The following is a 19,152-nucleotide window of genomic DNA, read 5'->3' on the forward strand; positions in this document are numbered from 1 at the left end:
GGAGCAACGAACCGTGAGAAGTATTCGAAGGAGCACCCCATTGCGTCGACGCGGCGAGCCGTTCTCGGCGGGCTGTCAGTAACCGCTGCAGGCTCGGTTATGGTCGGATCGGTGGCGGGTGGGAAGCGGCGTGATGCCACAACACCGACGCTCGAGGGACCGATCACTGACGGAGTCCCGCAGACGAGCGCCGTTCACGACATCGAGGAGTACGGATATACCGAATCGGAGTACCTCATTTCTGGCGACGCACAGCCACTTGGGCCACCGAATCCGTACCCCATCGACGAACGCGAAGCGCCCCCGAGGGCGAACGCGAAGTACAAGACGCGACTGCTCGTCTATCGACCCAAACACCGTCGTGACTTCAACGGAACGGCGTTGATCGAGTGGCCGAACGTGTCGACGGGGCGCGATTCGCCCGTCGCCTGGATCAACACGTTCGATTACGCGATGCGTGAGGGCTACGCAGTGGTAATCGCATCGGCACAGAAAGTCGGTGTCGACGACTCACCGACGGACCAAGACCTCCGAACGGGGAACCCAGAACGGTACGGAGACCTACACCACCCCGGAGACGTCTACTCCTACGATATCTTCTCGCAGGCGATTCGAGCGATCAAGACGCGTCCCCGACCGAAACCGGATCCGATGGCCGGATTCAACGTCAAACACGTGATCGCGACGGGGATGTCACAGTCGGCCCAGTACCTGCGATACTACCTCAACGAAATTCAGGAAACGCACGGGCTCGTCGATGGATTCCTGCCGTTCGCAACTACCCACACCCCAGAAGAGCCAGCGGACCAACGCGACGACCTCGTCCCCGTTCTGTGGGTCGTGAGCGAGGACGAAGCGGACAGGGTGCGCCGATCCGACTCCGGCCTGTTCAAACTGTGGGAAGTGACTGGAACCTCCCACATCAATTACTGGCTCATGGCCTGGGCCGGCGCGATGGACGTTCGCGACTTCGAGGGAGACGACCCCGGCTGGGATCCACTCGAGGCGGGCCAGTACGGCGAGCGTGCAGACGCCGACTACGGCGACTGTCAGGGCAACTACTTCCCGATGCGCTACGCCTACAAATCTGGACTGTCACACGTGAACGAGTGGGTGAAACGGAACGAAGAGCCGCCCGCTGCACCCCGAATCGAACGAGACGTGGCATCCGACGGGACGGTCGAGGTTGTCACCGACGAGTATGGAAACGCCAAGGGTGGGCTCCGACTGCCACCGATCGACGTCCCTGTCGCGTTCTACGACGCGCGTTCGTGTGACAGCTACGGCCAGACGTTCCGGCTCGAGGAGTCGGAACTCGAAAGGCTGTATCCAACGCACAAGGCCTACGTCGCGAAGATTCGGGAGGCGACCGAAGCAGCCGTCGACGACGGCTATCTGTTACCTGCCGACGCCGACGCGTTGCTCGCTCGAGCCGAGGCTTCATCGATCGGGAAGTAACGCCGACCGAACGAGCAGATCACAGACAGTCCGAAACGGCCTGAACTCGGACGCTCTCACTCCTGCCAGCTCGGATTTTCTCGAGGCGGGCTGAAGATGTCGACGCCGCGGACCGGCTCGTCGCCGCGGTTTTCAGCCGCATGCGGTTGCTCGCCCGGAATCGCGTAAGAGTCACCGGGGCCACAGACGACCTCGTCGTCCTCGGAGACGAAGACCACTTCGCCCTCGTAGATGAAGCCGGTCTGTTCGTGGGGGTGGCTGTGTGTCTCGACGACCGCACCGGGTTCGATCTCGAAGTGCTGGACGTTCATCGACTCGCTGCCGGCCATCACCGCCAGATTGACGCCGTCTGCCGCTTCCGTGGGCTCGAGGTCGGAGAGTGAGACGCGTTCCATACGATACGTCTCGCGTCGGATCGCCTAATACGTTCACCACGTCGGACTCGAGCCACGCCGGTCGACCGGCGCGCAGTCGTTCACTTTCACCCCGCGTGCCGAAGGTTGAACTACGAGCCCCGTCCACCTCGAGACATGTACGCCGTCGTCGGCTGTAGCGAGTGTTCGAACCTCTGGATCATCGAGGGACGTTCGGAGACGACCCAGTGTCCGCGCTGTGGGTCTCGCCGCGGCTACGAGAAGCGCAAGAAGTTCGTCGAAACCGAAGACGCGAGTCACGCGCGAGACGTCCGCGCGTCTATGCTCGCGAACCGCCAGGGGGAAGGCGAGGCGTTTGCCAGACTGGATTCCTACGACGAACTCGAGGAGACCGTGTCGGAGGGCGTCGTCGACGACGAGACCTACCTCGAAGAGTCCGGCCTCGATGTCGAGGAAGTCGACGCGGCAGGCGAGCGAGACCCGCGCAGGCCGACCCGAAGTGGGAGCAAGAAGGAAATCGTCGAGCAAGCACTCGAGAATCTCGAGCGGCCGACCGAATCCGAGGTAATCGAGTACGCGGGCGAACGCGGCGTCTCGGCGAAGTACGTCCGGGACGCACTCGAGAAGCTCGTTCGGCGCGGGACGGTCAGCGAGAGTCGGGGTCGGTACCGTCGACTCTGAGATACGAAATACGGCAGTTTCACCCGTCGCCCACGTCGACGACAGAGCGCCAGTGCTTTGCACCGGGCGTCCCAACGACGGGCAAATGGACGAGTCGGAGGACGTGCAGGGGACGGTCATCGGTATCGGGACGGTGGTGGCGCTGGTGCTCTACGCCTACGGAAGCTTCGCCGACGGAACGGTCCTCGGCATCGAGGCGACGAATCTGGCGATCAGCGCCTTCGGTGCGACGTTCGCCGCGCTCGCGATTCTTCACGGTGCCTACGGTCGACGGGACTTCGCAGTCGCCAACGGCGTCGCCGCGGTCGGTCTCTTTCTCGTCGCACCGGCAACCAGCGGCCCGCAGACCCTCGGCGGCTACCTCTTGCTCGCCGCGGGCGGAGCTTACATCGCCGTCGTGACGATTCGCGCTCGAGAGGAGACCCCCGAACTCGCGGGCTAAGAAGGGAGCTAAGAGGGAGTATCGACCAGGAGGACGAAACAGTTTGCGACCAGAAAGACCAGACAGTTTGTGACTAGAAGGACGGACGGTTACCGACCGAGGTCTTCGTGTGCGCTCGCCAGGTGCCGCGAAGCGAGCGCCGCGAGCAAGGAGAGTTCGCCGGCGAGCGTGCCGACGGCGATGATCTCCGCGAGCGCGTCAGCGTTCGATCCGGCGGGGTCGCCGCCACCGCGGAGACCGAGCACCTCGAGGGCTTCCGACTGGGTCGGGAGCTTCGTCCCGCCGCCGACGGTCCCGACCTCGAGGGAGGCCAGCGAGACGCTGGCGTAGAGGTCGGTCGTGCCGTCCTCGCGCTCTCGCGCTTCCATCGTCGTGATGGTGTTGGCGGCCTCGACGACCTGGGCTTCGTCCTGGCCCGTCGCGAGGAACGCGGCGGCGACGACGTTGGCCGCGTGAGCGTTGAATCCAAGCGCGCCGGCTTTGGCGCTGCCGGTGAGGTTCTTGCGAGTGTTCGCCTCGGCGATGGCGTCGGGGGTCGTGTGGAGGCGGTCTTCGACGAGTTCGCCCGGAATGAGTACGTCGGCCGTAACCGATCGGCCGCGACCCTCGACGGCGTTGATCGCGGCGGGCTTCTTGTCCGAGCAGAGGTTGCCCGAGAGCGCGACGAGCGACGCGGGCGTTTCGGCCTCGACGAGTTCACAGGCCTCGCCGGTCGCGATGGTCGCCATGTTCATCCCCATCGCGTCTTTCGTGTCGTAGGCGAATCGCAGGAAGACGGAGTCGGCGACGACGTACGGTTCGACGTCTAACAGTTCGCCGTGACTCGTCGTCGACTCGGCTCGCTCGCGGAGCGCGTCGACGTTGTCGTTGACCCACTCGACCGTCTGTGCGGCTTCCGCGACGCCCGACACCCGAAAGACTGGCGCTCGAGTCATGCCGTTTTTCGTGACGCGAGCGGTCGCCCCGTCGGCGTCCCAGATAACGCCCAGTCCGCGATTGACCGACGCGAGCAGCGCACCTTCCGTCGTCGCCAGCGGGAGGTAGTACTCGCCGTCCGCCGCGCCGCCGTCTGTGGCTGCGGTCGCCTCGCCGTTGACGGCGACCGGACCGACGATTCCCATCGGAATCTGGGCCGCGCCGATCATGTTCTCGATGTTGGGCTCCGCGGCCTCCGCGGGGAAACCGTAGTCGCCGATGGAGTCGAGTTCGGTTCCCGTTTCGCCCTCCACGACCAGCCGTCGGGCCGCGACTGCGGTGTCGTAGTCGGCGTGCTCTTCGAGTTCGTGAATGCGAAGGTCGCCCTCGCGTACGCGCTCGGCGAGGTCCGCTGGCTCTGTCATGCGTTGGTCGAGACAGTGGGATGCCCTAACAGTTGCTGATTCCACTCGAGCGATTACTGGGTCTGTTGGGGACGCTCGTCAACCGTGAGCCGGTGCCAACGGTACACTTCGTAGGCGACGAGGCCGAGCAGCGAACACGCGCCGATAGTCGAGATAACGAGGTAGTACCCACCCTCGGCGTCGGCACCGAAGGCGATGGCAAGCACGGCCGTCGTCACCGTCGCGAACTGGACGCGCTCTCGAGACCACGGATCGTCGTCCACAACGGCGAGGTAGAGTTGGGGAATCGCGATGGCGACGCCGGCGAACACCACGAACGCGAGCAACGGTTGGTCGAACAGCGACACACCGAACTGGCCGTCGATCAGCGTCGAGGTGCCGAGGATGACGACGAACGCCAACAGCGACCCGAAGACGACGCGGCCGTCTCGATCGAGCATAGTCGGACACTCAACGAGCGGATAGGTCAACGTTGCGCCGAGATGCAGCGGCCGAATCGACGCCTCACGTCGAACGCTCGACGTCTCAGACCGAACTATTTTGCCCGTTGCCCGCCCGCTGTGAGCTATGACCGAGGCTGCCGATCGTCTGCTGATCGACGCGGCGATTCACTCCCTCACGGACCCCGACACCGTTCACGACGCGATGGCCGTTCGCGACGGCGAAATCGTCCGACTCGGCCGACGCGAAGAGGTCGAATTCCTCGAGGGCGTCGAGACCGACGTGATCGACTGCGGCGGGAGGATCATCCTCCCCGGCTTCGTCGACGCCCACACCCACATGGAGCAATTGGGCCAACACCTCGTCCACGCCGACCTCTCGAGTGCCCAGAGCGCGACGGAGTGTCTCAACCTGCTGGGCGAACGACTCGAGTCCACCGAAGACGGCGAGTGGGTGCAAGGCTTTGGCTACGACGAGAGTGCCTGGGAGGGGACACGCACACAGCCACTGACGCGCGACGACCTCGATCAGGTCGCCACGGAACGGCCCGTCGTCGCACTGCGCGTCGACCTCCACACCGCCTCGTTGAACACGGCCGCTCTCGAGCACTTCGCGGACGAGATGCCCGAGGGCGATCTTCGATACGAACACGGCGAACCGAACGGAATCGTCGTCGAGGACGCAGCCGAACGCGTCAGGACGGCGCTCTCGGCCGACCGCGAGGAGATGAACGCCGTACTCTCGGCCGCGACGCAGCGCGCAGTCGAACTCGGCGTCACCGGCGTCCACGACAAAGTTCGCAACTCGAGAGCGCCACAGGTCTACCGCGAACTGGCGGCCGAGGGCGACCTGCCCCTTCGCGTCCGGATCGACTACTGGAGCGACCACCTCGAGTCACTCGTCGACGTGGGTCTGACGACGAACGCGGGCGACGAGCGCGTCCAGACGGGGGCGATCAAGTCCTTCTCCGACGGCAGTCTGGGGAGTCGGACGGCGAAGCTCTCCGAGCCCTACCACGACGCCCAAGCGGGTGAGAGCGACGACGGCCGCGGCCAGTGGGTCGTCGATCCCGACGACCTCGAGTCGCTGCTCACGCGAGCCGACGACGAGGGATTCCAGCTCTCCGTCCACGCCATCGGCGACGAAGCGATCGAGGAGACGCTCTCGATCCTCGAGGCCACCGCTGATCCCGAAGTGTCGCGCCATCGAATCGAACACGCGGAGCTGGCGACGGACGACCAACTCGAGCGAATGGCGGACGCGGGGGTCGTCGCGTCGATGCAGCCGAATTTCCACCGGTGGGCCCAGGAGGGTGGGCTCTACGACCAGCGACTCGGACGCGAGCGACGGAATCGAACGAATCGGTTCCGAGACGTGCTCGAGGCCGGCGTCCCGCTCGCGTTCGGCTCGGACGGCATGCCACTGGATCCGCTGTTCGGCGTCCACCACGCCGTCAATGCACCCACGGAATCCCAGCGACTGTCGGTCACTGAGGCGTTGGGAGCCTACACGCACGGGGCGGCCAACGCCGGGTTCGACGAGGACCGACTCGGCACGCTCGAGGTCGGCAAACGAGCCGACTTCGTGGTGCTCGAGGAGTCGCCGTGGGAGCACTCGGAACGGATCGACGAGATCGACGTGGCGATGACGGCCGTCGACGGGGAGGTCGTCTACGACGTGCTCGAGCGGTAGCGTGCGAGTGGCCGTCGACGCTGCTGAGCGACTGCGTGGCGACCTCGCGACGAACGATCGTCGACACCTACGCGAACGACCGTCTTTTTGTACTGGGAATAGTTGGCACGGATATGCACACAGGACTCATGGTTACGTCGTTCGGTGACGTCGATCAGGCTGACGTCGCCGTCCGCGCGGAGGAGTTAGGATACGACGCCGTCTGGGCCGGCGAACTTTGGGGCGAGAGCAGCGTCGTCCAGCTCACCGAGATGGCCTGTCGAACCGACGAGATCGACCTCGGCACGGCGATCGTGAACGTCTACTCGCGGACGCCGGCCGTCCTCGCCATGACGGCCGCGTCGCTCCAGCGGGCGTCCGAGGGCCGGTTCACGCTCGGCGTCGGCACCAGCACGCCGAAGGCCGTCGAGGACCTCCACGGGATGGCCTTCGATCGGCCCGTCCGGCAAGCTCACGAAACCATCGAACTCGTCCGCGAGTTCACCGCCGCCGGCGGCGAGCCGGTCGCGTACGAGGGCGAACTGCTCGAGGCCGCGGACTTCCCCGCGCTCGACGTTCCGCTTTCGATCTACCACGCGGGACTCGGCCCGGCGAACCGTCGCGTCGTCGGCCGTCTGTGTGACGGCTGGATTCCCCACAATATCCCCTTCTCGAAACTCGAGGAGGCCTTCGAGGAGGTCGCGAGCGCGGCTCGAGAACGCGAGCGAGATCCCGACGAAATAACGATCGCGCCGTACGTTCCCTCGGCCGTCAGCGAGGACCGAGCCGAGGCTCGAGAGACGCTGCGTCGACACATCGCCTACTACGTCGGCAGCGGCGAGGGGTACAGACGGGCGGCCGCGATGGCGTACCCCGACGCGGCCGAACGCGTGGCCGAAGCGTGGCGAAACGGCGACAACCGGGAGGCCGCAGCGGCCGTCACGGACGAGATGCTCGCGGATCTCGGCGTCGCCGGGACGCCCGAGGACGCGCGCGAACAACTCGAGACGCTCGTCGCCGAGACGGAGATCGATCACCCGATCGTCGTGGTTCCGGAACCGGCCTCGAGCGAAATTACCGAGGCGACGATCGACGCGCTGGCTCCGACGCACTTCTAGCCGGTGTTCGGTCAGTCGATGTCGACCCGGCGGCCCGTTTCGGCCGATTCGTAGGCCGCCTCGATCGCACGAATGTCCGCCAGTCCGTCCTCGCCGTCGGGTTCGGGATCGGTCTCGGTGAGCACGCAGTAGCCGAAGTAGTCGAACTCCTCGCCGACCTCGTCGACCGGCACCCCCGTGTACTCCATGCGGAGGTCGCCGCTCTCGACGATCATATCCTGCGGGACGACGCCGCCGAAGGGTGAGGCGATCGAGATCATCCCCTCGGTGCCGACGATTTCGAGTCGGCTGCTCGCGTGGGCGTCGAAACTCGCCGTACAGGAGGCCGTCGCGCCCGTGTCGAACTCGAGTTGGAACGCGACGTGCTCGTCGACTCGTTCGAAGGGGTCGCCACTCGAGTGGGTCGTCGCGTAGATTCCCGTCGGATCCTGCTCGAGGATAAATCTGGTCGTGTTGAGGGGATAGACGCCGAGGTCGACCAGCGCGCCGCCGCCGGCGAGGTCGGGATCGAGTCGCCAGGAGTCGGGGCTCGCCTCCTCCAACAGCGGGTGTGAGAACGCGCCGTGAACCTGCACGACCTCGCCGAGGACGTCGTCACGGACGAGTTCGCGCGTCCGTCGAACCGTCGGCTCGGTCTGCAATCGGTAGGCAGTCATCAGTGTCACACCGGCGTCGCGGCAGGCGTCGACGATTCCCTGAGCGTCCTCGAGACTGGACTCGAGGGGTTTCTCGCAGATGACGTGTGCACCTCGATCGGCAGCCGCGTTCGCGTAGATGCCGTGGGTCGCGTTCGGCGTCGAGATGTAGACCGCGTCGTACGATTCCTCGTGGGTTCCGGCCAGGAATCCGTCGTAGTCGACGACGTGTGGGACGTCGAAGCGTTCGGCGACGGCTCGCGTCCGATCCGGCGAGCCGGTGACGAGCGTCGTCGTCTCGCAGTACGAACTCTCGGCGATGCCGGGAAGCGCTCGCGTTCGCGCGAATCCGCCGATCCCGATGACGGCGACGCGAACCGTCCCGTCGGGCGACTCGGTCTCCCAATCTCGTCGCGTGAAATCGACGAACGTGTCCTCGAGTTCCATACTCGTCCTACGAGCGACAGCGAAAAATCGTTAGTTCACAGCGTTCAGAGCGTCACGGCCGTCTACGTGTTCCGAACATCGATAACTGACTATCGCGTATTCGAAGGCCGTATCCATCGATGGTATTCGACCGAAATGGTTGTTCGAAGGAAAAAGTTATTCAATAGAGCCATGTGATGTGAGACTACCCAAAAGTGACTCACGATGGTGAAAATGGAAACCACAGCGCTGGACACCGATCTCAGTCTATTCAAATACGACTCCCTCGAGCAGTTGCCGCCTCGCTATCGGGATCTCGAGGAGGGAGAACGGACGAGACGTATCGAGACGGCACTCGGGGAACTCGGCGACGACGTCGTGATTCTCGGGCACAACTACCAGCGACGCGAAATCGTCGAGCACGCCGATTTCGTCGGTGACTCCTACCAGCTTTCGAAAGAGGCGGCCAACGCGGACGCCGAGTACGTTGTCTTCGGCGGCGTGACGTTCATGGCCGAGAGTGCGGACATCATCACGGACGACGAGCAGACGGTAATCCTTCCCAGCATGGAGGCGTCGTGTCCGATGGCCGGAATGGCCGAAGCGCTGCAGGTCGACGCGGCGTGGGCCGAAATTACCGCCGCCGCGCCCGAGGAGAACATCATCCCGATCACCTACATGAACTCGTACGCTGATTTGAAAGCGTTCTGTGCCAGTCAGGGTGGGTTGGTCTGTACGTCTTCGAACGCCCACAAAGCGTTCGAGTACGCCTTCGAGAAGGGCGATAAAGTCCTCTTTCTGCCCGACAAGCACCTCGGCGAGAACACCGCCTACCGACTGGGCATGGAAGACGACATCGCCGAGTGGGACCCCTGGGACCCCGACGGCAAAGACGCCGCGGACGTCGCCGAGAGCAATATTATCCTCTGGGACGGCTACTGCCAGGTCCACGAGCGATTCCGTGTCGATCACATCGAGCAGGTTCGGGACACCCACGACGACGCAAAGGTTATCGTCCATCCGGAGTGTCGCCGCGAGGTCGTCGAGGCCGCGGACAAAGCCGGCTCGACGGCGACGATCTGTGAAACGATCGAAAACGCAGCCCCCGGTGACACGTGGGCCATCGGCACCGAAATCCACCTTACCGAGCACCTCGAGCGTTGGCATCCCGAGGTGAACGTCCTCCCGCTCTGCGGTGACGCCTGCATGGACTGCAACGCGATGCGCCAGATCGACCCCAACTACCTGACGTGGGTCCTCGAGGAACTGGTCGAAGGCCGCGAACGCAACGTGATCGAGGTCGCCCCCGAGGAGAAAGAACTCGCGACCGTCGCCCTCGAACGCATGCTCGAGATCTAACACCATGACGGAAACCTCATCCGACTACGACACCACAGACGTCCTCGTCGTCGGCAGCGGTATCGCCGGCTGTGCGGCCGCGTTTCAGGCCGCCCGGGGCGGTGCCGACGTCTGTCTGGTCACGAAGGCCGAACGCCCGGACGACACCAGCACCGACTGGGCCCAGGGCGGTATCTCGACGACGCGGGACGACCCCGAGAGCCTCAAAACCGACATCCTCGCAGCCAGCGACGGGACCGCCGATCCCGACGCCATCGACGTACTCGTCGAAAACGCCGACGACGCCGTCGAGGACGTGCTCCTCGAGACGCTCGAGATCCCCTTCGACGAAACCGCAGACGGCGCGTTCGACTACACACGCGAGGCGGCACACTCCGAAAACCGAATTCTTCACGTCGACGCGGCGACGGGGACCCACATCCTCCGGCCGTTTTTGAACCACATCGACGATCACGAGCGAATCGAGGTACGCCAGGATACGGCCGCCCTCGAGTTGCTCACCCACGAGGGGCGCGTCCACGGCGTCCTGACCGACGAGGTGGCGACGGGCCACCCCGTCTGTGCGGGAACAACGATCCTCGCGACCGGCGGCATCGGCGCGCTCTACTCGCGCTCGACCAATCCCGACGACGCGACCGGCGACGGCATCGCCATGGCCGCCCTCGCCGGGGCCGACGTCGCGGACCTCGAGTACGTGCAGTTTCACCCCACTGCGTACGATGGTGACGACCCGTTCTTGCTCTCGGAAGCCCTGCGCGGCGAGGGGGCCGTCCTGCGAAACGGGGACGGCGAGCGGTTCATGGCTGACTCCCACCCCGACGCCGAACTCGCACCCCGCGACGTCGTCGCCCGCGCCGTCGAGACCGAACGCGAGGCGACAGGCAAGGTCGTCCTCGACGTGAGCACCCTCGAGGGCGAGTTCGACGCCGAGTACCCCGCCCTCGCTCAGAAGTGCCGAGACCGAGGCATCGACGGCACCGAGATTCCGGTCGCCCCTTGCGAGCACTTTCTGTGTGGGGGAATCGACGTCGACGAGCGCGGGCGAACCTCGCTGGACCGACTCTACGCCGTCGGCGAGTGCGCTCGAACGGGCGTCCACGGCGCGAACCGACTCGCGAGTACGAGCCTGCTCGAGGGCCTCGTCTGGGGGCTGCGAGCGGGCGAGGATGCCGCGACTACGGACGCCGACCCCAAGATCGTCGAGACTCCTGACCTCCGCAACAGCGACCCCGAACTTCCAGAACGCTTCGCCGCCGAGAAAGCAATCCGACTCAGGCAGACGATGGACGAGTATCTGGGCCTCGAGCGAGACCCCGACGACATCGCCCGAGCGAGTGCCGTCCTCCGACGGCTCAAAGGCGAGGTCGACGCCTACGTCCGAACGCGGACCGCTCGAGACCTCTACGAACTCCGAAACGCCAGCGTCGTCGCATTGTTGATCGCACGTGCCGCGAGCGAGAACGGGGAGTCGGCGGGGTGTCACTACGTCGTCGAGGACTCGAGTGACGAACAAATGGCCGAACACCCAACCAGCGACTGATCCATATGATCACGAACGCACAGGTCGAACGCTGGCTCCGGGAAGACGTCGGCCACCACGACGTGACGAATCAGGTGCCCGGCGAGACGACGGGTCGACTCGTCGCGAAAGAATCCGGCGTCGTCGCGGGACTCGAGGCGGCGACGGCCGTCTTCGAGTATCTCGGCGTCGACGTTCGCGACGCGCTCGAGGACGGCACCCGAATCGAACCTGGTGACGACGTCTGTCGCGTCGATGGACCCGCACGCGACGTCCTCCGGGGCGAGCGCGTCGCCGTCAATCTCGCCGGCCACGCTTCGGGCGTCGCGACGCGCACTCGTCGAGTCGTCGACGAGACGCGGGGCAAATCCGACGACGTGCGAATCGCCGCGACCCGAAAGACGACTCCCGGCTTGCGCGGCCTCGAGAAACGGGCCGTCTTCGCGGGCGGCGGCGACACGCATCGACTCGATCTCTCGCACATGGTGATGGTCAAGGACAACCACGTCGCCGAGATGGGCCTCGAGGGAGCCATCGAGCACTTCCAGGAACGAACCTCCTTCGCAACGAACCTCGACGTGGAAGTCGAGACGATTTCGGACGCTCCGCGGGCCGCCGAGGCCGGCGCGGATGTCGTCTTGCTCGACAACCTGTCTCCCGGCGAGACGGCCGAAGCCGTGTCGTTGCTCGCTGACTACAGCGACGTGTTGACGGAGGCGAGTGGTGGCATTACGCTCGAGACGGTCGCCGACTACGCCGCGACGGGCGTCGACATCGTCTCGATGGGATCGCTCACTCACTCCGCGCCGTCGCTGGACCTGTCGTTTCGGACGGGCGAGTGAGCGTCGACACCCACTCGAGGGCTGCTCGCTGCTGAGGGTAGGGTAGTTCCGTCCCGTTGCGCCTGCGCGTGTGTCCCTTTTCCACACTCGTCGGGAAAGATTGAGCATGACGGACCTACCGTTAGCACCGGAGACGGGATGGAACGCACTGTACCTCGCGGGCGAGTGGACAGACCCTGACCACCGCGAGACGATCACCGTCGAGAACCCCTTCACGCGCGAGGAGATTGCAACCGTTCCGGCCGGAACCGAGGACGACGTCGATCAGGCCTACGAACGCGCGGCCGCGGCCCAACAGGAGTGGGCCGACCAGCCGCCACAGGCTCGAGCGGGTGCGATCACCGCCGCACTCGAGTTCGTACGGGACCATCGCGAGGAGATTACGGAGTTGCTCGCCCTCGAGTCGGGTAGCACGCAGGTCAAGTGTGGTGCAGAACTCCAGACCGCGACGGGAATGATGCAACAGGCCGCGAGCTACCCCTTCCGGATGGACGGGTCGCACAAGGGATCGACGATTCCCGGCAAGGAGAACGTCGTCGAACGCCAGCCTGCCGGCGTCGTTGGCGTTATCTCGCCGTGGAACTTCCCGCTGCACCTCTCGATGCGAGCAGTTGCACCGGCGCTCGCGACCGGAAACGCCGTCGTGCTCAAACCAGCCTCGAACACGCCCATTTCGGGCGGATTACTCCTTGCGCGCATCTTCGAAGAAGCCGGCGTTCCGGAGGGCGTCCTGAGCGTCGTCACCGGCCGCGGCTCGGAGGTCGGCGACGCGGTTTCGGACCACGAAGTTCCGCGCGTGCTCGCCTTTACCGGGTCGACCGAAATCGGCCAGCGCGTCGCCGCCAACGCGGCCGGGAACTGCGCGCTCCCCGCCCTCGAACTCGGTGGCAACAACGTCCACGTCGTCACCGAGAACGCGGATCTCGAGCGCGCCGTCGACGGCGGTGTCTTCGGCTCGTTTCTCCACCAGGGTCAGGCCTGCATCTCGATCAATCGTCATCTCGTCCACGAGGACGTCTACGACGAGTACGTTGACGCGCTCGCCGACCGCGCGGCGAGTCTGCCGAGCGGCGATCCGACCGACGAGGAGACGGTGATCGGCCCGATCATCGACGAGAGCCAACGCGACCAGATCCTCGAGTACGTCGAGGAAACCGTCGACGAGGGTGCAACGCTCGAAACCGGCGGCGGGGCGGCCGACATCGACGAGGTCGCTGACTCGCTGGTCGTCGAACCGACGGTGCTCTCCGAGGCCGACAACGATATGGCCGCCGCGTGCAACGAACACTTCGGCCCCGTTGCACCAGTGATCCCCTACTCGAGTGACGAAGAGGCGATCGAACTGGCCAACGAGACGATCCACGGCCTCTCCGGATCGGTCCACAGCGAGGATCTCGCGCAGGCTCGACAGATCGCCGACGGGATCGAGACCGGAATGATCCACATCAACGACCAGCCCATCAACGACGAGCCACACGTTCCCTTCGGCGGGATGAAACAGTCGGGACTGGGGCGGTACAACGCCGACTCGATCCTCGAGGAACTCACGACGACGAAGCTGATCTCGATCCAGCGTGAGACCCGCGAGTATCCGTTCTGAGAGGCACCACCGACGGGGGTTCTCAGCTGAACCACGAAAACAGGCGACTCCAACTCCAGACCACGAGCACGAAGAGGACGACAGCAACCAGCACGTACAGCGGTAACGCGTCGGCTGCGGGGCCGTGTTCCGGCACGAGGTAGTCGATCCAGCCCGCTCGAGCGAGTACGACGACGAGCGCGGCGACGACTAACGAGCCGACGACCACGGCGATCGCTACTCGGTTGTTCTCAACCCGTGATTGCGTCTGGTCCGATCCCGACATCGATCGCTCGAGGATGCTACCAGTTCCGGACGTGAAACGGTTGCACCTGCACGTTCCATCGGCGATCAGGGAGCAGGTGTGCATTCGCCGTTAGGAACTCGACCGTCCTGACCCGATTCGTGAACAGCGATACTCGAGGAGAGTGCGTTCGCTCGAGTGGAGGGAACTAGAGTGGGTTGACGAAAAGGGGTGAGAATTGGCGAGAATTGGCGAGAGTCGGCGAGGGTTGGGATTTGAACTACGCGAAGACGGTCCAGAACGCTCGTTTCACTCGCGTTCGGGCTGCGACTTCTCTCGTTCATATCCCGCTTGTCGCATACACGACTCTCACAGTCGTTCGAGTCGGTATGCGAGGGTTGGGATTTGAACTACGCCGAGACGGTCGCCCTCGCTTCGCTCGGGCGCTGCGACTCGTTTACTTCAAATCCCGCTTGCCGCAGTTGCCACTCACGGGTGTTCGTGGCAACATGCGAGGGTTGGGATTTGAACCCAAGGACCCCTACGGGAGCGGGTCTTAAGCCCACCGCCGTTGGCCTGCTTGGCTACCCTCGCGCAGAATGCACTCGTTCGTTGGCCATACGGTGGGATGTGCGTTTCGGTGTCGGCCGAGTGCGATCGAACGCGGCAAACACTCCAGCTCTACGGCGGGCGGTGCGTTTCAGGTCGACTCGAGAAACACTACCAGTCGACGCTGAGCGTGCCGTCGCCGTGTGGATCCGGTGCGATCTCCTCGTCTGTCCGTCGGTCGACGACGTGGATACAGCCCTCGTCTTTCTTCGCAGGACAGATCTCCGCCGCACGAACGTTGTGCTCGAGGTCGTCCTCGTCGAAGAAGTAGGTGTTCGGCTTGGCGATTCCGGAGGCGATAGACATCTCCCAGTTGTCGCTGACCTCGGCGCACTTGCCTGCGCCGAAGCACTTGTTGGCCTCGAAGATGAGTTTGTAGGGCTTTTCCTCGATGGGCGGGGCGTCGCTCGAGCCAACGTCGCTCGCACGCTGGATACCGTCGTCGTCGCTCATTGCTAGCCTATTCGACCGAGCCGACTTTCAGGTTACGGTCGCCGCGAACGAGGCCCCAGAGAATCATACTGAGACTGGAGTCGGTCACACTGAGACTGCGTGAGTTACGTTGAAACGGCGGGTTCCGGAAGGTCGTACGTGACGCCGGTCAACTCGCTCGAAACGTCCCAGAGCCGACGAGCCGTTTCCCGGTCGTAGGATCGATCCGAGGACGCCTGCCGAACGGGAGCGCCCCGCATGTTCGCCAGTCCGCCGGGGCCGTAGTACGCCCCGCCGTCGACGTCGGGTGCCGTCGCCGCGTAGAGCGTCGGGAGGGCCCCCTCCTCAGCCGACTGGGCGAAGACGGCATTCATGAGTCGACGGAGCGCCGTGTGAATCCACGTTCCGCGTCCCTCGATTCCGCGAAATTGCAGTTGCGTATCCGCGTATCCGGGGTGGACGGCGACGCTCGTGGCGTTCACGTCGCCCGCTCGAAACCGTCGCTCGAGTTCGTAGGCGAACAACACGTTCGCGAGTTTCGACTGGGCGTAGGCGTCCCAGCCGTCGTAGCTCCCCTCGCCGTGGAGGTCATCGAAGTCGATCATACCGCGTTCGTGAAGTCCGCTCGAGACCGTCACCACCCGCGCAGGGTCCGATTCGTCGTCGGTCCGAAGTCGCTCGAGGAGGAGCCCCGTGAGCGCGAAGTGGCCGAGGTGATTGACGCCGAATTGAGTCTCGAACCCGTCTTCGGTCTCCCGACGCGGAATCGCCATCGTTCCGGCGTTGTTGACCAACACGTCTACCGGTTCGTCCGCAAGCCGTGAGGCGAATTCGTGGATCGACTCGAGACTCGCCAGGTCACACGATTCAACGCGGAGGTCCGCCTCGGGAACGTCTGCTCGAACGTCTCGCGCAGCCTGCTCGCCGCTCGCAGCGTCGCGACAGGCCATGATAACCCGCGCGCCGTGACGAGCGAGTTCGCGGGTCGTCTCGAGACCGATTCCGCTGTTCGCGCCGGTGACGACGGCCGTTCGGCCATGTTGGTCGGGGATGTCCGTTGCGCTCCAGCCCATAGGAGTCCACTGGACGCGACGATACCTAAGCGTCAACCGTGCATCGACAGCGAACGCGACGACGGATACGAACGAGGGAGCAGATTTGTGACGCAAGGTGAGCACGCAACTCGAACGTACCTCAATCACGGTAGATCAGTATTCATACTATCATTCGTATCCGTCATCTTCCTCGAGTGGGTGCCGAAATCGTCGCTCGAGTAGCGACGGCGATCCCATTGTTAGTCATTCACTCGACCCCTATGAGGTGCCGTTTAGCCGGCCGAGGGCGGAAGTAACGAGATCGATACCCCAGAGAACCTCCAGAAAACGCATGTCGACACGAGGGTAGCTGCACCCGGGATCAAGTGGGCGAAATATTATAACTCCCTGTTTGTCAAAGAAAGTTGAGAGGTCTGGTTGCTCGAGTGGAAATCGACTTTCGTCCTCGAAACCGACGACGTTCGCGGCGAGTTACTCGTCGTCCCAGTCGCCGCTCATCCCGACGCGTTCGCCGTCCTCCCAGACGTAGTATCCTTCACCGGATTTCTTGCCGAGGTTGCCCGCGCGGACCTTCCGGCGCAGGGATTGTGGCGGCTTGAATCGCTCGCCGAGTTCCTCTCGGAGGTGCTCCGCGATGTGGAGTCGAACGTCGAGGCCGACGTGGTCGGTCAACTCGAGTGGGCCCATCGGATGACCGTAGCCAATAGACATGCTCTCGTCGATATCTGCGGGACTGGCGACGCCCTGTTCGACCATCCGAATCGCCTCGAGGCCGAGGGCGATGCCGAGTCTCGAGGAGGCGAACCCGGCCGTGTCGCGGACGACGACGTCTTCTTTCTCGATGTCGCGGACGTAGTCGACGGCGACAGATTCAGTGCGCTCGTCGGTCTGCTCCGCGATGATTATCTCGACGAGGTCCATGAGGTGAGGGGGGTTAAAAAAGTGCAACCCGACGACGCGCTCGGGGTGCTCGAGGACGCTGCCCATCTCCGTCACCGACATCGAGGAGGTGTTCGAGGCGATAATCGTCTCCTCGCCCGTCGCAGCCTCGACGTCCGAGAAGACGTCCTTTTTGAGGTCCATGTCCTCCGGAACGGCCTCGATGACGAGGTCCGCGTCAGCGACGGCCGCCTCGAGGTCGGTCGTTCCCGAAATTCGATCGAGTGCCGTCTGCATCTCCTCTTCCGTGACCTTGTCACGGTCGACGCCGCCCTGGAGATTGTCTCGAATGCCCTCGATGCCGTTTTCGACGAACTCGTCCTCGATATCCCGCAAGATCACGTCGTGACCCGCCATTGCGGACACCTGTGCGATACCGTGACCCATGCTTCCGGCTCCCAGCACTGCGATTTGCATGTGCGTGTTGACTCGAGTCGGAAGCAAAAACGTTCCTCTCTCGAGACGAGTGGCGACGTTCGCTCGAGGGGCGCCCGATTCGAGAACAGCGGGGCGCAGCATTTTACGTATTCGGGTTGGATGGCTGACCGATGGCCGAACACGACGGCTCGCCAGCAGACGACTCCGATGGGCCGGTCTACTACGTGATCAGTGACCTTCACATCGGCGGCGACGAACAGTTGGGGCAGGTCGATTTTCTCGAGGAGTTACTCGCGTTCCTCGAGCGCTTGGAGACGACCGACGAAGATGCCGAATTGGTGATCAACGGCGACGCGTTCGGCCTGTGGGAGTTCACCGAGGTCCGTGGAGTGGCGAAATTCGACGTCCTCCTCGAGCGCTACCCCGAACTGTTCGAGCAGTTACGCGCGACCGGCGACTCGATTCCGATCACGCTCTTGCCGGGAAACCACGATAGCGAGCTCGCGGCGTACGAAGAGTACGTCGAGCGGTTGGCCGAGTACAACGTCGACCTCGTGCAAGCCGAGTCGATCACTCGTCCGGTTGGTGATCGAACGATTTGGTTCGAACACGGTCACCAACAAGATTCCAACAACCGATTCGAGGACTTCGGCAATCCCTACGAGCGGCCACTGGGGTTCTACTACAACACCCTCGTGACGAGTCGCGCGGGCCAACTCTCGGATCGGGGTCGATACAACTGGTTGAAGGACGTGCAAGCGATTACGCCCACCGAACGGGTGCCTCGCTGGCTCCTCTCGAAGTACTTCTACCGCGAAATGAATCCGCTCTTGCGATACGCCGTAATCCCGTTTTTGCTGTTGTTCAACGTGAGTGTCGTTCTGGCGGTGCTGGCGGGACTAGACGTCGCCGGTGTCTGGCGAATGCCGGTCGAGCGAACGGACGCCGTGCTCACTCAACTCGGGTTCGTCGGGGAAGCCGTTCACTTCCTCCTCGTCGTCAACGCCGCGGTCGCCGGCGTGCTCCTCCTTGCGGGCGTTCCGATCTACTTCATCCTCCGCGACTTCGGGAAGACCGTCGATCGATTCGGAGTCCTCGAGACCGACCTCACCGTCGACCCCGACGAACCGTACGAGCGGGCCGCCCGCGAGGTCTTCACCGACAGGCCCGAGACGGCGGTGTTCTGCTACGGGCACACGCATCGCCCGCTGGTGCGCGAGGTCGACGAGCGGCTGCTCGTCAACACCGGAACGTGGCTCAAACGGCTTCATCGACGGGACGTGATAACCGGGGTGCTCCCACCGGTGTTCTACCCGTCGTATCAACTCTGTGTCGTCCGCATCTCGGCCGTTTCGGAAGGCGTGGCGGTGGGGTACGAGGAGATCGAGAAGGCGAGTCCGAGCGCGGACGAAATCACTCGTACCGAACGTTTGCTGACGCTGGGCCAGGCTCCGCCGCCAGCGCTTCCCGATCGGACAGTCGTCACGTCTGACGGTCCGAAATCACCAGCCGAGATCCCGAACGACTGATGTAGCGAGATTTCGAACGGCTGGTTCGCCGAGATTTCCCACCACTGGCTCTTCGGGGAGTGGACTCGGCGTCCACAAACG

18 protein-coding genes and 1 tRNA gene are annotated in these 19,152 nt (G+C 64.1%); 10 read left to right on the forward strand and 9 right to left on the reverse strand.

Translation table 11 applies throughout. The annotated features are described in order from the left end of the window. Positions 1–99 precede the first annotated feature (99 nt). Positions 100–1,458, forward strand: coding sequence for an alpha/beta hydrolase domain-containing protein (locus tag BLW62_RS13470; protein ID WP_090507512.1), 1,359 nt, complete (start codon positions 100–102; stop codon positions 1,456–1,458). A 56-nt stretch (positions 1,459–1,514) separates the two neighbouring features. On the opposite strand, the gene BLW62_RS13475 is transcribed toward BLW62_RS13470, so the two are convergent. Then, positions 1,515–1,853: a cupin domain-containing protein gene (locus BLW62_RS13475; protein WP_090507513.1), complete on the reverse strand. Its 339-nt coding sequence runs from the start codon at positions 1,851–1,853 to the stop codon at positions 1,515–1,517. A 135-nt stretch (positions 1,854–1,988) separates the two neighbouring features. Between BLW62_RS13475 and BLW62_RS13480 the strand changes: the two genes are divergently transcribed. Together BLW62_RS13480 and BLW62_RS13485 are read left to right on the forward strand one after the other, a co-directional pair. Then, positions 1,989–2,513, forward strand: coding sequence for a DUF5817 domain-containing protein (locus BLW62_RS13480; protein ID WP_090507514.1), 525 nt, complete (start codon positions 1,989–1,991; stop codon positions 2,511–2,513). Positions 2,514–2,598: 85 nt separating this feature from the next. After that, positions 2,599–2,955 carry a hypothetical protein gene (locus tag BLW62_RS13485; protein ID WP_090507515.1) on the forward strand — a complete coding sequence of 119 codons (357 nt, stop codon included), beginning with the start codon at positions 2,599–2,601 and terminating at the stop codon, positions 2,953–2,955. Between the two features lie 89 nt (positions 2,956–3,044). Here BLW62_RS13485 and hmgA read toward each other — a convergent pair whose 3' ends face one another. Together hmgA and BLW62_RS13495 are read right to left on the reverse strand one after the other, a co-directional pair. Further along, positions 3,045–4,295 carry a hydroxymethylglutaryl-CoA reductase (NADPH) gene (hmgA, locus tag BLW62_RS13490; protein ID WP_090507516.1) on the reverse strand — a complete coding sequence of 417 codons (1,251 nt, stop codon included), beginning with the start codon at positions 4,293–4,295 and terminating at the stop codon, positions 3,045–3,047. Positions 4,296–4,348: 53 nt separating this feature from the next. Then, entirely contained in the window at positions 4,349–4,735 is a 387-nt protein-coding gene (locus tag BLW62_RS13495) for a hypothetical protein (protein ID WP_090507517.1), read from the reverse strand. Between the two features lie 127 nt (positions 4,736–4,862). Between BLW62_RS13495 and BLW62_RS13500 the strand changes: the two genes are divergently transcribed. Together BLW62_RS13500 and BLW62_RS13505 are read left to right on the forward strand one after the other, a co-directional pair. Beyond that, positions 4,863–6,428, forward strand: coding sequence for an amidohydrolase (locus BLW62_RS13500; protein WP_090507518.1), 1,566 nt, complete (start codon positions 4,863–4,865; stop codon positions 6,426–6,428). 113 nt (positions 6,429–6,541) lie between these two features. Next, positions 6,542–7,525, forward strand: coding sequence for an LLM class flavin-dependent oxidoreductase (locus BLW62_RS13505; protein WP_090507611.1), 984 nt, complete (start codon positions 6,542–6,544; stop codon positions 7,523–7,525). A gap of 11 nt (positions 7,526–7,536) precedes the next feature. Here BLW62_RS13505 and gfo6 read toward each other — a convergent pair whose 3' ends face one another. After that, positions 7,537–8,607 carry a D-xylose 1-dehydrogenase Gfo6 gene (gene gfo6 / locus BLW62_RS13510; RefSeq protein ID WP_090507519.1) on the reverse strand — a complete coding sequence of 357 codons (1,071 nt, stop codon included), beginning with the start codon at positions 8,605–8,607 and terminating at the stop codon, positions 7,537–7,539. Positions 8,608–8,811: 204 nt separating this feature from the next. Between gfo6 and nadA the strand changes: the two genes are divergently transcribed. The 4 genes from nadA to BLW62_RS13530 all read left to right on the forward strand — a co-directional run bounded on the left by nadA (position 8,812) and on the right by BLW62_RS13530 (position 13,906). After that, positions 8,812–9,945 carry a quinolinate synthase NadA gene (gene nadA, locus BLW62_RS13515; protein ID WP_090507520.1) on the forward strand — a complete coding sequence of 378 codons (1,134 nt, stop codon included), beginning with the start codon at positions 8,812–8,814 and terminating at the stop codon, positions 9,943–9,945. A 4-nt stretch (positions 9,946–9,949) separates the two neighbouring features. Continuing rightward, positions 9,950–11,485: an L-aspartate oxidase gene (locus BLW62_RS13520; RefSeq protein WP_090507521.1), complete on the forward strand. Its 1,536-nt coding sequence runs from the start codon at positions 9,950–9,952 to the stop codon at positions 11,483–11,485. Between the two features lie 5 nt (positions 11,486–11,490). After that, positions 11,491–12,306 carry a carboxylating nicotinate-nucleotide diphosphorylase gene (nadC, locus tag BLW62_RS13525; protein WP_090507522.1) on the forward strand — a complete coding sequence of 272 codons (816 nt, stop codon included), beginning with the start codon at positions 11,491–11,493 and terminating at the stop codon, positions 12,304–12,306. 106 nt (positions 12,307–12,412) lie between these two features. Next, positions 12,413–13,906, forward strand: coding sequence for an aldehyde dehydrogenase family protein (locus BLW62_RS13530; RefSeq protein ID WP_090507523.1), 1,494 nt, complete (start codon positions 12,413–12,415; stop codon positions 13,904–13,906). Positions 13,907–13,928: 22 nt separating this feature from the next. On the opposite strand, the gene BLW62_RS13535 is transcribed toward BLW62_RS13530, so the two are convergent. The 5 genes from BLW62_RS13535 to BLW62_RS13555 form a co-directional block, all read right to left on the reverse strand. Beyond that, positions 13,929–14,171, reverse strand: coding sequence for a hypothetical protein (locus tag BLW62_RS13535; RefSeq protein ID WP_090507524.1), 243 nt, complete (start codon positions 14,169–14,171; stop codon positions 13,929–13,931). Between the two features lie 468 nt (positions 14,172–14,639). Continuing rightward, a tRNA-Leu gene (locus BLW62_RS13540) sits at positions 14,640–14,723 on the reverse strand. Between the two features lie 126 nt (positions 14,724–14,849). Further along, the gene (locus BLW62_RS13545; RefSeq protein ID WP_076581512.1) at positions 14,850–15,191 is read right to left on the reverse strand and encodes a ferredoxin; all 342 of its coding nucleotides are present in this window, start codon (positions 15,189–15,191) and stop codon (positions 14,850–14,852) included. A gap of 104 nt (positions 15,192–15,295) precedes the next feature. Continuing rightward, positions 15,296–16,243, reverse strand: coding sequence for an oxidoreductase (locus BLW62_RS13550; RefSeq protein WP_090507525.1), 948 nt, complete (start codon positions 16,241–16,243; stop codon positions 15,296–15,298). Positions 16,244–16,696: 453 nt separating this feature from the next. Then, positions 16,697–17,581: a 3-hydroxyacyl-CoA dehydrogenase family protein gene (locus BLW62_RS13555; RefSeq protein WP_090507612.1), complete on the reverse strand. Its 885-nt coding sequence runs from the start codon at positions 17,579–17,581 to the stop codon at positions 16,697–16,699. Positions 17,582–17,712: 131 nt separating this feature from the next. Here BLW62_RS13555 and BLW62_RS13560 point away from each other — a divergent pair, with 131 nt between their 5' ends. Next, the gene (locus BLW62_RS13560) at positions 17,713–19,071 is read left to right on the forward strand and encodes a metallophosphoesterase (RefSeq protein WP_090507526.1); all 1,359 of its coding nucleotides are present in this window, start codon (positions 17,713–17,715) and stop codon (positions 19,069–19,071) included. Positions 19,072–19,152: the final 81 nt, after the last annotated feature.

Source organism: Natronorubrum sediminis (assembly GCF_900108095.1).
GTDB lineage: Archaea > Halobacteriota > Halobacteria > Halobacteriales > Natrialbaceae > Natronorubrum > Natronorubrum sediminis.